We start from the raw sequence: 13,366 nt of genomic DNA on the forward strand, positions 1-13,366 counted from the left end.
GCCCGCCATCGCCTTACCTGTCGAGGACGTAGCCGACGCCCCGGACGGTGCGGATGGGGTTGTCCTCGCCCAGCTTGGCGCGGAGCTGCGCGACGTGGACGTCGACCGTGCGGCTGCCCGCCCCGGCGCCCGGCCCCCAGGCGGCGTCGAGGAGCTGCTCCCGGGTGAATACGCGGCCCGGGTTGCCCATGAGGAACTCCAGGAGGTCGAACTCGGTGACGGTGAGCGCGACGCGGCGGTCGCCGACGCTGGCGGAGCGGCCCCGGGTGTCGAGCGCGACGGGACCGGCGTGCAGCAGGCCGGGCGGCTCGGGGATCCCGGTGCCGCGCAGCGCCTCGGCGACGGCGCCGACCAGGACGCGGGGCGCGAAGGGCCGCTCGACCCGGCGGTCGCCGAGGACGCGGGCGAGGGCGGCGTCGACGGGCCCGGTGACCGCGATGACGGGGGCGGGCGCGGCGGCGTCGGCGACGCGCCGGTACAGGTCGGCGGGAAGGGCGGACACCGAGAGGTCGAGGACGACGACGTCGGGCGCGGCGCGTCCGGCGGTGGCGGGCGCCGCGGCCGGATCGGGTTCGATCTCCACCTCGAAGCCCTCGCGGGCGAGGTAGCGGCGCTGGAGCTCGGCGACGGCGGGGTCGTGCTCGGCGACGAGGACGACCCCGGCACCGGGCCCGCCCGGGTCGGCGGTCACGGGCGGCCGGACCGGCGCGCGGTGGGGTCCTCACCTCGGTCGAGGGACTTCCAGAGGGCGGACGCGTCGGCCCCGGCCTCCTCGCCCGCGTCGCCGGTGGCCCCCGCGTCGCCGGTGGCCGCCGCGGCCTTCGCGGCCGCGGGCGCCGGGGCGCGGCGGCCGGAGGCGCGGTCGTAGCGGGACGACATCCCGGGCCAGCGGGCGCCGCGGACCAGCGTGAGCAGGCCGCCGACCGCGAGGACGACCCCGCCGGTCACCGACACCATCCACCACAGGTTCACGTCGATCGCCGGATGCGCGTCGAGGCTGACCAGCGTGCTGCGCTCGCCCGCCGCGTCCAGCACGCGGGAGTCGCGCACGGCGGCGGTCGAGGCGTACACGACGCCGGCGCCGAACGCGGCGGTCAGGGCGCCGATGGCGGCGCGGACGCGGCCGGAGGTGGCGAACAGCGCGGCGAGCGCCGCCAGGCCCGCGAGCGCGCAGGCGCCCGGCGCGCCGCCGAGGTCACGGCCGCTGAGCTGGTGCGCGACGGGGGTGATCGAGTCCCCGGCGTGCACGGTGGCCCAGGTCCGCCCGGCGGCGAGCAGGGCGAGCCCGGACCCGGCGGCGCACAGCAGCGCCGTCAGGCCGCGTTCGCGCCCGGGGGTCATGAGCCGGAGTCAGGGCGTTCCCCGACAACGGCGGTGAGGGGGTCGGCGTCCCAGCACGTGCGGTCGCCGGTGTGGCAGGCGGCGCCGACCTGGTCGACCTTGACGAGGATCGCGTCGGCGTCGCAGTCCAGCGCGACCGACTTGACCCACTGCTGGTGCCCCGAGCTCTCGCCCTTCACCCAGTACTCCTGGCGGCTGCGCGACCAGTAGGTGCAGCGGCCCGTGGTCAGCGTGCGGTGCAGGGCCTCGTCGTCCATCCAGCCGAGCATGAGCACCTCACCGGTGTCGTACTGCTGGGCGATGGCGGGCAGCAGCCCGGCGGGGTCGCGCTTCAGCCGGTCTGCGATCTTCTGGTCCAGGTTGGACGGTCGAACGGACATGGGCTCCATTGTGCCCGCTGCGGCAGCGAGGGCGGGACCACCCCCGCGCGCACGCGCGAAGCGCGCCGTCCTGGGGGCGCGAAGCCCCGTCCCCAGGGACACGAGCCACCGGCCCCGGGACACGAAAGGGCCCGTCCCCGGAGAGGGGACGGGCCCTGACGTACGACTACGGGCCTTACAGGGGGACGACCTGGTCTGCCTGCGGCCCCCGGTTACCCTGCGTCACTTCGAACTGGACGCGCTGGTTCTCGTCCAGCGTGCGGTATCCGGAGGACTGGATGGCCGAGTAGTGCACGAAGACGTCGGGACCGCCGCCGTCCACGGCGATGAAACCGAAGCCCTTCTCGGCGTTGAACCACTTCACGGTGCCCTGCTGGGGCATGTCTTTCTCCTTGCGGCAAAACACGGGCCCACACCTCGCGGGCCCGGCGCGGTCGCTGCGGAACGCCCTCGCCCCCGGTACGGTCCCGGAAAAGCCAAAACGCCCGCTGCCATCAGTCCGCGGGCGTCTGGACAAACGATCGAGAACCACGACTGCAACCGACGGGCCCCACCGTATCACCGGTTCCACGTAAAGCGGAGGAGCTACAAGGCTTGCGTTTCTTCTCTCGGCGAACCCTGCCGTTACCTGCCCGTTAAAGACTCCAACCGGTCTCGGTCAGGGTCTTGACAGAGTCCGTGGGCCCGGTGAGCCGGACGCGCGCCGCGTCCCGGCGGCCGACGGCCCACAGGACGAGTTCCCCTACGGGACCATGGACGCGCACGGGGCCCGGCACGCCCCGCCCCGCCGCGCGGCGCGGGCCGCCGCGTCCGCGCCGGTCGCCGCCGGAGACCCGCAGGCTGCGCCCGTCCGGCTGCACCAGCGTTACCTCAACGTGAACTTTTCTTAGGACAAAGCGGGCAATTTTTATCCTGCGCCAGAGGAGTTCCTCTAGTTCGCCCGACAGCTCCCTGGGCTCCCAGTCCGCGCCCGCACGCAGGACGTCCTCATGGTGGACAAAGAACTCCACGCCGTTGGCGATTTTGTCCATACCGGGAAGGGCTGCCGGGGAGAACTTCGGCGGACCCTGACGAAACCGTTCCACCAGCACATCGAAGGGGACGGTGCGCGCCGCGCGCCGCCTGACGCGCTCGGTGTAGAAGGCGAGCGGCTGCAGGAGTATTCCCGGCCCGGCGTCCACCCGCCCCTCCCGGACGACGAGATGGGCGGCGAGGTCACGGGCGTCCCAGCCCGCGCACCGGGTGGGCGCGTCCGGGCCCGCGGCGGCGAGCGCGGCGGCCAGCGCGCGCCGCTCCTCGCGGACCGGATCGGTCCCCCGGGAGTGGCCGCCGGGCCGTTGCCTTCGAGGGCCAACCGCGGCGTCGTCGTCGGGCGTGCTCATTGCATGATCGTAGGCCGGGGCGACCGCGCCGGGAATAAGCATCCCCGGCGGATGGTAGGCATATCCAGGCCCGCATACCCCCCGAGCGCGGAACTCTGGGGGCATTTCCCCCGGGCGCCGCCGATCGAGGAGTACGCCGTGCCGCCAGCGTCCAGTCGCGCCCGCCCACCCGTCCTGCGCGAGGGAATGCGCGTGCTGTGGGTGGCCGTGCGGGCCGAGCCCCGCGCCTTCACGGTCTCCGTGCTCGCCAGCGCGCTGTACGCGGCGATGACGGTGACGACCGCGCAGGTGCTGGGCTGGGCGACCGAGGAGGTCGTGCTCCCGGCGTTCCGGTCGGGGCACACGACGGCCGGGGCGCTGGCGGGCGCGGCGACGGCCATCGTCGGCGTCGCGGCGCTGAAGGCGCTGGGCGTGGCGGGCCGCCGGTTCTACGCGGGGCTCGTCCAGTACCGCATGCAGGCGTCCTACCGGCGCGCGGTCACCCGGCAGTACCTGCGGCTGCCGCTGGCCTGGCACCACCGGCACCCGACGGGGCAGCTGCTGTCCAACGCCAACGCCGACGTGGAGGCGACGTGGGCGCCGCTCGCGCCGCTGCCGATGGCGGTCGGCGTCGTGTTCATGCTGCTGATCGCGGCGGCGTCGATCATCGCGACCGACCTCGCGGTCGCGGCGGTCGCGTTCCTGATCTTCCCGGCGATCGCGCTGGTCAACGTCGCCTACCAGCGCCGGCTGTCGCCGGTGGCGACCCGGGCGCAGCGGCTGCGCGCCGAGGTCAGCGAGGTGGCGCACGAGAGCTTCGAGGGCGGCCTGGTCGTCAAGACCCTCGGCCGCGAGCAGGACGAGACGGAGCGGTTCCGGGCCCGCGCGGAGGAGCTGCGGGACGCGAACGTGGCCGTCGGCCGGATCCGGGGCATGTTCGACCCGGTGCTGGAGGCGCTGCCGAACCTGGGGGTGCTCGCGGTCCTGCTGATCGGGTCGATGCGGCTGGACTCGGGCGCGATGACGGCGGGCGACCTGGTGCACGTCTCCTACCTGTTCACGCTGCTGGCGTGGCCGATCCGGGCGCTCGGCTGGGTGCTGGCGGAGGTGCCGCGCAGCGTCGTCGGCTGGGAGCGGGTGCGCGGCGTCCTGGACGCGAGCGGCTCCCTCCCCTTCGGCGACGCCGCGCTCGGGGAGGACAAGGCGGCGGCGCTGGAGGTCCGCGGCGTCCGCTTCGCGTTCGAGGGCGCCGCCGAGGGCGGCGGGGGCGGGCGCGAGGTCCTGCACGACGTGTCGTTCTCCGCCGCCCCCGGCCGGACGGTCGCGGTGGTGGGCCCGACGGGGTCGGGCAAGTCCACGCTGACGTCGCTGCTGGTCCGGCTGGTCGACCCGGCGGACGGCTCGGTGCTGCTGGACGGCGTGGACCTGCGCGACGTCCGGCGGGGCGGCGTGGCCGCGTCGGCCGCGCTCGTCCCGCAGCAGACGTTCCTGTTCGACGACACCGTGCGGGGGAACGTGACACTCGGGCTGGACGTCCCCGACGAGCGGGTCTGGGAGGCGCTGCGCCTCGCGCAGGCCGACGGGTTCGTCGCGGGCCTGCCCGGCGGGCTCGACACGCAGGTCGGCGAGCGGGGCGCGACGCTGTCGGGCGGGCAGCGCCAGCGGCTCGCGCTGGCGCGCGCGCTGGTGCGGCGGCCCCGGCTGCTCGTCCTGGACGACGCGACCTCCAGCGTCGACCCGCAGGTCGAGGCGCGCATCCTGCGGGGCCTGCGGGAGGCGCAGTCGGCCGGGGACGGCTCGGGCGTGACCGTCGTGGTCGTCGCCTACCGCAAGGCGACGATCGGGCTGGCCGACGAGGTGGTCTACCTGGAGCGCGGGCGGGTCACCGCGCGCGGCGCGCACGCCGAGCTGCTGGAGACGTCGGAGGGCTACCGCGACCTGGTCAACGCCTACGAGCGGGCCGAAGCGGAGCAGGAGGCCGGGCAGGAGGCCGGGCAGGAGATCGAGCGGGGGGCCGCCGGGGGCGGCGAGGAGGCCGTGGCATGACGACGCTGAGCGGGACGTCCACGACGGAGGGCGCGCTGAGCACGCTGCGGCGCGGGCTGGCGCTGAGCCCGGAGTTCCGGGCCGGGCTGCCGGTGACGCTGGCGCTCGCGCTGGCCTCGACGGCCGGGCGGGTGGTGGTGCCGATCGCCGTCCAGCAGACGATCGACAAGGGCCTGGACCGCGCGGGCGGGCCCGACCTGCCGTTCATCCGGACGGCGGTGCTGCTGTGCGCGGTCGCCGTGCTGCTGACGGCGCTGTGCGCGTACGCGATGAACGTGCGCCTCTACAAGTCGTCCGAGGGCGGGCTGGCCTCGCTGCGGGTGAAGGCGTTCCGGCACGTCCACGACCTGTCGATGCTCACCCAGAGCGGGGAGCGGCGCGGGGCGCTGGTGTCGCGCGTGACGGGCGACGTCGACCAGATCAGCAACTTCATGCAGTCCGGCGGGCTCATGTTCATCGTCTCGATCGGCCAGCTGGTCGTGGCGAGCGTGCTCATGCTCGTCTACTCCTGGCAGCTCGCGCTGCTGGTGTGGGTGGCGTTCGTGCCGCTGGCGTTCGTCCTGCGCCGGTTCCAGCGGATCGTGTCGGCGGCCTACACGCGGGTCCGCGAGCGCATGGGCGACCTGCTGGCGGCCGTCAGCGAGTCGGTCGTGGGCGCGCCGGTGATCCGCGCCTACGCGGCGGAGGAGCGCACCGGGCGGCGCGTGGACGAGACCGTGGACACCCACCGCCGCATGCAGACCCGCGCCCAGGCCATGGTCGCGCTCACGTTCCCGGTCAGCGAGCTGGTCGCGGCGCTGGCGACCGCCGCCGTCGTCGTGGCGGGCGTCCTGCTGGGCGTGGGCGGGCACCTGACCGCCGGTGAGCTGGTCGCGTTCCTGTTCCTGGTCACGCTGTTCGTCAGCCCGATGCAGACCGCCACCGAGGTGCTGAACGAGGCGCAGAACGCCATCGCGGGGTGGCGGCGGGTGCTCGGCGTGCTGGACACCGTGCCCGACGTCGCCGACCCCGGCGAGGGCGGCGAGTCCCTGCCGCGCGGGCCGATCGAGGTGCGGTTCGACTCCGTCGGGTTCGCCTACCCGGGCGGGCCGCCCGTCCTGCACGACGTGGACGTGACGATCGCGCCGCGCAGCCGCGTCGCGATCGTCGGGCAGACCGGGTCGGGCAAGACCACGTTCGCCAAGCTCCTCACCCGGCTCATGGACCCCGCGTCCGGGCGGGTGCTGGTGGACGGCGTCCCCCTCGACCGGGTCAGGTTCTCCTCCCTGCGGGAGCGCGTCGTGATGGTGCCGCAGGACGGCTTCCTGTTCGACGCCTCGCTCGCCGACAACATCCGCTACGGCAGGCCGGACGCGTCCGACGGCGACCTCGCGGCCGCGCTGGCGGAACTGGGCCTCGCCGACTGGCTGGAGGGGCTCCCCGACGGCCTCGCGACCCCGGTCGGGCAGCGCGGCGAGTCGCTGTCGGCGGGCGAGCGCCAGCTCGTGGCGCTGGCCCGCGCCTACGTCGCGGGCCCCGACCTGCTCGTGCTGGACGAGGCGACCTCGGCCGTCGACCCGGCGACCGAGGTCCGCATCCAGCGCGCGCTGGACGGCGTCACCCGGGGCCGCACCGCGATCTCCATCGCGCACCGGCTGTCCACCGCCGAGGCCGCCGACGAGGTGATCGTGTTCGACGCCGGCCGGATCGTGCAGCGCGGGCCGCACGCCGAGCTGGTCGCCGAGCCGGGGGTCTACGCCGACCTGTACGCGTCCTGGACGGCGCAGCGGGGTATCTGAGACCGTGCTGGGGCCGGTGCCCGCGCGGTACCGGACCGGTCTCGGACAGTGAGGACAGCACGGCCAGGGGTAAAGCACTTGCCCGTTATCTGCTTGAGTGCGCATTCTGCTGGGGTGAGCGACAAGGTGTTGGAATCGGCGGGCACGCTGCACGGACAGTTGCAGCGGGGGTTGGGCAGGGCCGCGCGGCGCGCGGCCGACAGCGCGGGGGCGGGCGAGTTCGTCTACGACTGCATACGCCGCGATCCCCGGTGGGATCCGCAGTGCGAGTCGCGGGGGCTGTACTACGCGCGCCTGATGGTCGATCTCGAACTGCCGTCCGGGCCGGTCGCCGAGCACCTGTTCGACCCGGTCGACCAGAGCGACCCCGACGACTGGCGGGTCGAGCTGGCGCTGGACGTGCTGTCCCACCTCGTGCGGCTGAGCAGGCGGGAGGCGGGGCTGCTGCTGCGCCGCTACGCCGAGGAGGGCGCGCACTGGTTCGACGCGCTGGACGTGCTGGTGGAGCTGGGCGACCCGGCCCTCACGATCGGGCTGGACGAGCTGGCCGCCGCGCGCTGCGACGACCGGACGCTCGGCATGCTGATACCGGGCGGCTACAACCCGGTGATCGAGACGTGGGCGGCGCGGCAGCCGCGGATCGCGCGGGCGCTGGCCCGGCGGCGGGAGGCGGGCCGGGCGCGGCGGCCGGCGGGCGCGGGCGCGCGGGGCGGCGAGCGCACCGAGGCCGAGCTGCTGGAGCTGGCGCGGCGGCAGGGCGAGGGCTCGATCGGGGCGATCTTCGAGCTGGGCCGCCGCCGGACGCTCGCGCTGCTCGACCTCGCCGAGGAGCTGCTCCCCGCGAGACCCAGCAGGTTCGGCGGGGCCGTCTGCCGGGCGCTGCGCGAGTACGGGCCCGAGACGCTGCCCCGGGCGCGCGCGTGGGCGGCGCAGCGGGGCGGCTGCGAGGACATGGGGCTGCGGATCCTCGCCCGCTACGGCACCCGGCAGGACATCCCCTTCCTCATGGACGAGCTGCGCGGCGCCGTCGGCCGCCGCGAGTGGTGGGACGCCGCGAACCCGATCGAGGGCCTCGGCCGGCTGCGCGCGGGCGAGGCCGTCCCGCTGCTGAAGACCGCCTGGACCGAGTCGACCTACGCCTACCTGCGCCCGCGCATCCTGACCGCGCTGACCCGCACCGCCCCGCACACCGCCGAGTCCTACACGGTCGAGGGGCTGTGGGACTGCGAGGAGGGCGTCCGCCGCGAGGCCGTCCGGCTCGCGCCGCTGACCGACGAGACACGCGTCCGCCTGCAACGCCTGCATCTGGACACGGCCGAGGACCACGACATCCGGGCGGCGGCCGCCGCGCGCGCCCTCTGAACGCCCATCCGCCCGCCGGCTGAACCCGCCCGGCGCGGGACGCGTACTGCACCGTCGAAGCGCGTCTCACCCCGGGAGGAACGGCCATGGGCTTCACCCACCACCTCGGCGCGGCCAGGCTGCTGCGCGGCGCCGCCGTCCTCGCGCTGGCGCTGCCGTCGGCCGCGGGGTGCGCCGGGCAGGACGGCGGGCACGGCGGGCACGGGGCCGGGGAGAGGGCGGGCACTCCGGCGAGCCTCGACCAGCTCGCCGCGCGCACCGGCTGCACGCTGACCGGCCACCGCAGGGCCCAGGAGCTCCAGCAGGGCAACTGCGCGAACTCGCGCGGACGGTACGTCCTCGTCAGCTTCACCACCGACCGGGGGCTGACCTCGTGGATGGCGGAGGCCAAGCCCTGGGGCGGCTCCTACCTGGTCGGGACGCGCTGGGTCGCCGTCAGCACACCGGCGACCCTCCAGACGCTCCAGAAGGATCTCGGGGGCCGCATCATGTCCGGCGACGCCCACGGCGGCATGCCGGACATGCCCGGCATGAACCATGGGTGATCCGGGGTGCCGCGCTCAGGGGGCCCCGCTGATCAGGAAGGCCGCCCAGCGCTCCAGCGCGGGCCCGGTGCGCGCCAGCACCCGCCGCGCCATGAGCCCCCGGGCGAAGGTCCCCGGGTGCAGGAGGGGGCGGCCCGGCCCGTCCACGACGACCCGGACGGCCGCGACCGGACGCCCGTCCGCGCACTCGGCCACCACGCCCGACTCCATGTCGGCCACCCGCGCGCCCTGCTCGGCCCAGACGGCCCGCTCCGCGCCCCCCACGACGTGGTCGGTGGTGACCAGCGGCCCGACCTGGACGCTCAGGCCGTCCCTGATCAGCTCCCCGGCCAGCAGCGGCACCGCGTGGCAGCGGACCGGGTCGCCGCCGCCCCGGATCTCGTCGGCGACCAGCACGTCGCCGGGGCGGAGCCGCGCGTCGAGCGCGCCCCCGAACCCCATCGTCACCAGCGCCGCGCACGCCGCCGGGAGCCGGTCGGCGCGCCGGGCGCGGTAGCCGACCACCACGACCGGGGTCGCGGCGAGGCCGCGCCGCACCGCGCGGGCCTCCATCCGCAGACCGGCGCACACCACCGGGCCGACGATGGCGGGCGGATAGACGCCTGTACTGGTCACCGCCCCAGCGAAACACGCCGCCGGGCGAAGTTCCAGCTCGCGCGCCGACGAGGCGCCCTCACCATGAAGTACTACGGACGCGCCCCGCAAGTCCCGTCTCCGGGAGGACGGACGGGCGGGCGGCCGCGTCCTAGACTCGCCGGCATGACCTCCTCCGTACGCCGGAAGCTGGCCGTCCTGCCCCTGATCCTGCTGCCGCTCGGCGCCCTCGCGGCGTGCGACGGCGAGAACTCCAAGACCGACTGCAACGCCAACTCCTGCACCGTGACCTTCGACCGGGGCGTGGACGCGAGCGCCTCCATCCTCGGCGTGAAGGCCGAGCTGGTCGACGTCAAGGGCGAGACGGTCACGCTCAAGATCGCCGGACAGCGGGTGACGGTCCCGGTGGGCGACGGGCAGCAGTCCGACGGATTCGACGTCTCGGTGCAGTCCGTCACCGACGACCACGTCGTCGTGAAGATCTCCCACAACGGCTGACGGCGCGGGCGGGGGCGCCCGCGCACGGGGGCGGAGCGCATAGGATTCGTTCATGCGTTCGATGACCATCGCGGAGCGGCGCGCGCGCCTGGCCCGGCGGCACCGGCTGGCGCCCGCCGACCGCACCGACGACCCCGCCGCGATCGCCCGTTCCCTGGTGGTGCTGCACGCCACCGACCCCGCGACGGTGTTCCTGTCGGTGGCGGCGCGCAGCGCGCGGGCCGTCCCGGCCGACGTCGAGCGGGCCCTGTACGACGACCGGTCCCTGCTGCGGATGCTCGCGATGCGGCGCACCATGTTCGTGGCGCCGGTCGAGCTGGTCCCGATCCTCCAGGCGTCCACGGCCGAGGCGCTGGCCGACAAGCAGCGCCGCACCTACACGCGGTTCGTCGAGAAGGCGGGCGTGGTCGAGGACGCCGACGCCTTCTTCCGGGACGTCGCCGAGAGCGCCCACCGCGCCCTGCTGGCCCGCGGCGAGGCGACCGGCGCGCAGCTCGGCGCCGACGAGCCCCGGCTGCGCACCCAGATCGACCCGGCGCCCGGCAAGTCCTACTCCAAGCCCACGAGCATCACGACCTGGGTGCTGGTCACCCTCGGCTGCGAGGGGCGGATCGTGCGCGGCCGCCCGAACGGCACCTGGATCAGCAGCCAGTACCGCTGGTCGCCGGTCGAGGCGTGGCTGCCCGGCGGCATCCCCTCCGTCCCCGCCGACGAGGCCGCCGCCGCGCTCGTCGAGCGCTGGCTGCGCGCCTTCGGCCCCGCGCCGCTCAGCGACCTGCGCTGGTGGACGGGCTGGAGCGCCACCGCCGTCCGCAAGGCCCTCGCCCCCCTCGACGTCGCCGAGGTCGACCTCGGCGGGACGACCGGCCTCGTCCTCGCCGACGACCTGGAGCCGGCCGCCCCGGCCGAGCCGTGGGCGGCGCTGCTGCCCGCCCTCGACCCGACCCCGATGGGCTGGCAGGAGCGCGGCTGGTTCCTCGGCGGGCACGGCCCGTCGCTGTTCGACCGCAACGGCAACATCGGCCCGTCCCTGTGGTGGGACGGGCGGATCGTCGGCGGCTGGGCGCAGCGCGCCGACGGCGAGATCGTCCTGCGGTTCCTGGAGGACGCCGGCGCCGACGCGCGGGCCGCCGCCGAGCGGGAGGCCGAGCGCATGGCCGCCTGGTACGGCGGCATCCGCGCGGTCCCGCGCTTCCGCACACCGCTGGAACGCGAGCTCACCGCCTGACCCGGCCGCCGCCCCGATCAGTACGGGTGCACCAGGGCCTGGTCGCGGCGGCGCCTGGCGTTGTTGCGGCGGATCGCCACGAACGCGAACCCGAGCACCGCGAACACCGTCAGCGGCAGCCCGACGACCAGGGACATGCCGAGGTAGAAGTCCTGGGTGTCGTCCGGCGTCACCAGCACCCGGCCGCCGGGGCCGCGGCAGGTCAGCAGCCCCTGCCCGCTCACCGGCGCCTCGAACGTGGCGGCGTAGGAGTAGCCCGCCTTGTCGTTGGCGCTCCAGGAGTTCTTGCGCGTCAGCCTGACGTCACTGGACTGGCTGCCCTGCTGGACGGTGCAGGCGTAGGGCGCGGACTGGCCGCCGCGGACGTACAGGAAGTAGTTGTAGCCCCCTACCAGGTCCACGGCCACGCCCTGCCTGGGGTCGCCCGACTTCGGCGACGCCGAGGCGACGCCGGGGTCGTTCACCGCGAGGCCCACCATGAGCCCGATCGCGATCAGGGCCGCGGCGAGGAACGCGACCGGCAGCGCGTACCAGCCCGCGCTCGGCTTGATCGGCGGCGGCGCCCAGGCGGGGCCCGGGGGGAGCGGCCCCCCGGGCGGCGGTCCCATCGGTGGATTCGCCCCGGGCCACATCGTCGCACTCCCTCTTGCCGTGTTCTGATCGCCACGATCCCAGACAAACCGGCGACCCGCCAGCGCCGCCCCGAAGGCCGTTCAGCGGACGGGCCGCCCCGCCGCCTCCAGCGCCGCCTTGACCTCGGGGATCGTCAGCTCGCCGAAGTGGAAGACGCTCGCGGCGAGGACCGCGTCGGCGCCCGCCTCGACCGCGGGCGCGAAGTGCGCGACCTCCCCCGCGCCGCCGCTGGCGATGACCGGCACCGTGACCGCAGCGCGCACCCGGCGGAGCATCTCCAGGTCGAAGCCCGCCTTGGTGCCGTCGGCGTCCATCGAGTTCAGCAGGATCTCCCCGACGCCGAGGTCCTGGCCACGCCGGGCCCACTCGACCGCGTCGATGCCGGTGCCCTCGCGGCCGCCGTGGGTGGTGACCTCGAACCCGGACGCGGTGCCCGGCGCGCGGCGCGCGTCCACCGACAGCACCACGCACTGCGACCCGAACCGGTGCGCGGCCTCGCGCAGGAACTCCGGCCGCGCGATCGCGGCGGTGTTCACCGACACCTTGTCGGCGCCCGCGCGCAGCAGCCGGTCGACGTCCTCGACGGTGCGGACGCCGCCGCCGACGGTCAGCGGGATGAACACCTGCTCGGCCGTGCGCCGCACCACCTCGTAGGTGGTGGACCGGTCGCCGCTGGAGGCGGTGATGTCCAGGAACGTCAGCTCGTCGGCGCCCTCGGCGTCGTAGCGGCGGGCCAGCTCGACCGGGTCGCCCGCGTCCCGCAGGTTCTGGAAGTTGACGCCCTTGACCACGCGCCCGGCGTCGACGTCCAGGCACGGGATCACCCTGACCGCCACGCTCACCTGACGGCCTCCAGGGCCTCTTCCAGCGTGAACGCGCCCGCGTACAGGGCCTTGCCGACGATCGCGCCCTCGACGCCGTCCGGGACGAGCCCGGCGAGCGCCCGCAGGTCCTCCAGCGACGAGACGCCCCCGGAGGCGACGACCGGCCTGTCGGTGCGCGCGCACACCTCGCGCAGCAGCTCGGTGTTGGGGCCGCGCAGCGTGCCGTCCTTGGTGACGTCGGTGACGACGTAGCGCGGGCAGCCGTCCTCCTCCAGGCGGGCGAGGACCTCCCACAGGTCGCCGCCCTCGCGCGTCCAGCCGCGCGCGGCGAGGGTCGTGCCGCGCACGTCCAGGCCCACCGCGATCCGGTCGCCGTGCGAAGCGATGATCTTCCGGCACCAGGCGGGGTCCTCCAGCGCGGCGGTCCCGATGTTGACGCGGGCGCAGCCGGTCGCGAGCGCGGCCTCCAGCGAGGCGTCGTCGCGGATCCCCCCGGACAGCTCGACCCTGACGTCCAGGCGCCCGGTGACCTCGGCGAGCAGCTCGCGGTTGGAGCCGCGGCCGAACGCGGCGTCCAGGTCGACGAGATGGATCCACTCCGCCCCCGCCCGCTGCCACGCGAGCGCGGCCTCCAGCGGCGCGCCGTAGGACGTCTCGGAGCCGGCCTCGCCCTGCACCAGGCGGACCGCCTGGCCGTCGGCGACGTCGACCGCGGGAAGGAGCGTCAAAGTCATGCGGAAACCCTATCGAGGCGGAGAGGACTGATATCGGTGGTC

General features: G+C 75.2%; 15 protein-coding genes. 6 read left to right on the forward strand and 9 right to left on the reverse strand.

From position 1 onward, the window contains the following. Positions 1-13: 13 nt before the first annotated feature. The 5 genes from GNZ18_RS43740 to GNZ18_RS22290 all read right to left on the reverse strand — a co-directional run bounded on the left by GNZ18_RS43740 (position 14) and on the right by GNZ18_RS22290 (position 3,103). Positions 14-691 carry a winged helix-turn-helix transcriptional regulator gene (locus tag GNZ18_RS43740; RefSeq protein WP_214617849.1) on the reverse strand — a complete coding sequence of 226 codons (678 nt, stop codon included), beginning with the start codon at positions 689-691 and terminating at the stop codon, positions 14-16. Next, positions 688-1,341 (reverse strand): Trp biosynthesis-associated membrane protein, encoded by a 654-nt coding sequence (locus GNZ18_RS22275; protein ID WP_156218431.1) that lies wholly within the window; start codon positions 1,339-1,341, stop codon positions 688-690. Before GNZ18_RS22275 ends, GNZ18_RS43740 begins: the two co-directional genes overlap by 4 nt. After that, positions 1,338-1,721, reverse strand: coding sequence for a phosphoribosyl-AMP cyclohydrolase (gene hisI / locus GNZ18_RS22280; RefSeq protein ID WP_156218432.1), 384 nt, complete (start codon positions 1,719-1,721; stop codon positions 1,338-1,340). The genes GNZ18_RS22275 and hisI overlap by 4 nt, the downstream gene beginning before the upstream one ends. A gap of 175 nt (positions 1,722-1,896) precedes the next feature. Continuing rightward, positions 1,897-2,103, reverse strand: coding sequence for a cold-shock protein (locus GNZ18_RS22285; RefSeq protein ID WP_018657218.1), 207 nt, complete (start codon positions 2,101-2,103; stop codon positions 1,897-1,899). Between the two features lie 253 nt (positions 2,104-2,356). Next, positions 2,357-3,103: a TIGR03085 family metal-binding protein gene (locus GNZ18_RS22290; protein WP_156218433.1), complete on the reverse strand. Its 747-nt coding sequence runs from the start codon at positions 3,101-3,103 to the stop codon at positions 2,357-2,359. 186 nt (positions 3,104-3,289) lie between these two features. On the opposite strand from GNZ18_RS22290, the gene GNZ18_RS22295 reads away from it, so the two are divergent. The 4 genes from GNZ18_RS22295 (at position 3,290) to GNZ18_RS22310 (ending at position 8,813) form a co-directional block, all read left to right on the forward strand. Next, the gene (locus GNZ18_RS22295; protein WP_246250198.1) at positions 3,290-5,128 is read left to right on the forward strand and encodes an ABC transporter ATP-binding protein; all 1,839 of its coding nucleotides are present in this window, start codon (positions 3,290-3,292) and stop codon (positions 5,126-5,128) included. After that, on the forward strand, positions 5,125-6,906 hold the full coding sequence (locus GNZ18_RS22300) for an ABC transporter ATP-binding protein (RefSeq protein ID WP_156218435.1): 1,782 nt from the start codon (positions 5,125-5,127) through the stop codon (positions 6,904-6,906). The genes GNZ18_RS22295 and GNZ18_RS22300 overlap by 4 nt, the downstream gene beginning before the upstream one ends. Before the next feature lie 114 nt (positions 6,907-7,020). Next, positions 7,021-8,268, forward strand: a complete 1,248-nt coding sequence (locus GNZ18_RS22305; RefSeq protein ID WP_312874669.1) for a hypothetical protein — start codon at positions 7,021-7,023, stop codon at positions 8,266-8,268. 86 nt (positions 8,269-8,354) lie between these two features. Beyond that, on the forward strand, positions 8,355-8,813 hold the full coding sequence (locus GNZ18_RS22310) for a hypothetical protein (protein ID WP_156218436.1): 459 nt from the start codon (positions 8,355-8,357) through the stop codon (positions 8,811-8,813). Between the two features lie 15 nt (positions 8,814-8,828). On the opposite strand, the gene GNZ18_RS22315 is transcribed toward GNZ18_RS22310, so the two are convergent. Continuing rightward, positions 8,829-9,428 (reverse strand): phosphorylase family protein, encoded by a 600-nt coding sequence (locus GNZ18_RS22315; protein ID WP_173390850.1) that lies wholly within the window; start codon positions 9,426-9,428, stop codon positions 8,829-8,831. Between the two features lie 144 nt (positions 9,429-9,572). Between GNZ18_RS22315 and GNZ18_RS22320 the strand changes: the two genes are divergently transcribed. Both GNZ18_RS22320 and GNZ18_RS22325 read left to right on the forward strand, forming a co-directional pair. Then, positions 9,573-9,905 (forward strand): hypothetical protein, encoded by a 333-nt coding sequence (locus tag GNZ18_RS22320; RefSeq protein WP_156218438.1) that lies wholly within the window; start codon positions 9,573-9,575, stop codon positions 9,903-9,905. Between the two features lie 52 nt (positions 9,906-9,957). Next, positions 9,958-11,133, forward strand: a complete 1,176-nt coding sequence (locus tag GNZ18_RS22325) for a winged helix DNA-binding domain-containing protein (protein WP_156218439.1) — start codon at positions 9,958-9,960, stop codon at positions 11,131-11,133. A 17-nt stretch (positions 11,134-11,150) separates the two neighbouring features. Here GNZ18_RS22325 and GNZ18_RS22330 read toward each other — a convergent pair whose 3' ends face one another. The 3 genes from GNZ18_RS22330 to priA form a co-directional block, all read right to left on the reverse strand. Then, the gene (locus GNZ18_RS22330) at positions 11,151-11,741 is read right to left on the reverse strand and encodes a hypothetical protein (RefSeq protein WP_156218440.1); all 591 of its coding nucleotides are present in this window, start codon (positions 11,739-11,741) and stop codon (positions 11,151-11,153) included. A gap of 105 nt (positions 11,742-11,846) precedes the next feature. Next, positions 11,847-12,608: an imidazole glycerol phosphate synthase subunit HisF gene (gene hisF / locus GNZ18_RS22335; RefSeq protein ID WP_214617843.1), complete on the reverse strand. Its 762-nt coding sequence runs from the start codon at positions 12,606-12,608 to the stop codon at positions 11,847-11,849. Next, positions 12,605-13,324, reverse strand: coding sequence for a bifunctional 1-(5-phosphoribosyl)-5-((5-phosphoribosylamino)methylideneamino)imidazole-4-carboxamide isomerase/phosphoribosylanthranilate isomerase PriA (gene priA / locus GNZ18_RS22340; RefSeq protein WP_156218441.1), 720 nt, complete (start codon positions 13,322-13,324; stop codon positions 12,605-12,607). Before priA ends, hisF begins: the two co-directional genes overlap by 4 nt. Positions 13,325-13,366: the final 42 nt, after the last annotated feature.

This window comes from Actinomadura litoris (assembly GCF_009733595.1).
Classification (GTDB): Bacteria; Actinomycetota; Actinomycetes; order Streptosporangiales; family Streptosporangiaceae; genus Spirillospora; species Spirillospora litoris.

What these genes read in the sequence shown, in the direction of transcription:
- GNZ18_RS22290 (WP_156218433.1), bottom strand. Translation starts at nt 3,103, where the DNA reads ATGAGCACGCCCGACGACGACGCCGCGGTTGGCCCTCGAAGGCAACGG.
- GNZ18_RS22320 (WP_156218438.1), top strand. Translation starts at nt 9,573, where the DNA reads ATGACCTCCTCCGTACGCCGGAAGCTGGCCGTCCTGCCCCTGATCCTG.
- GNZ18_RS22295 (WP_246250198.1), top strand. Translation starts at nt 3,290, where the DNA reads ATGCGCGTGCTGTGGGTGGCCGTGCGGGCCGAGCCCCGCGCCTTCACG.
- GNZ18_RS22310 (WP_156218436.1), top strand. Translation starts at nt 8,355, where the DNA reads ATGGGCTTCACCCACCACCTCGGCGCGGCCAGGCTGCTGCGCGGCGCC.
- GNZ18_RS22325 (WP_156218439.1), top strand. Translation starts at nt 9,958, where the DNA reads ATGCGTTCGATGACCATCGCGGAGCGGCGCGCGCGCCTGGCCCGGCGG.
- GNZ18_RS22285 (WP_018657218.1), bottom strand. Translation starts at nt 2,103, where the DNA reads ATGCCCCAGCAGGGCACCGTGAAGTGGTTCAACGCCGAGAAGGGCTTC.
- priA (WP_156218441.1), bottom strand. Translation starts at nt 13,324, where the DNA reads ATGACTTTGACGCTCCTTCCCGCGGTCGACGTCGCCGACGGCCAGGCG.
- hisI (WP_156218432.1), bottom strand. Translation starts at nt 1,721, where the DNA reads ATGTCCGTTCGACCGTCCAACCTGGACCAGAAGATCGCAGACCGGCTG.
- GNZ18_RS22300 (WP_156218435.1), top strand. Translation starts at nt 5,125, where the DNA reads ATGACGACGCTGAGCGGGACGTCCACGACGGAGGGCGCGCTGAGCACG.
- GNZ18_RS22330 (WP_156218440.1), bottom strand. Translation starts at nt 11,741, where the DNA reads ATGGGACCGCCGCCCGGGGGGCCGCTCCCCCCGGGCCCCGCCTGGGCG.
- GNZ18_RS22275 (WP_156218431.1), bottom strand. Translation starts at nt 1,341, where the DNA reads ATGACCCCCGGGCGCGAACGCGGCCTGACGGCGCTGCTGTGCGCCGCC.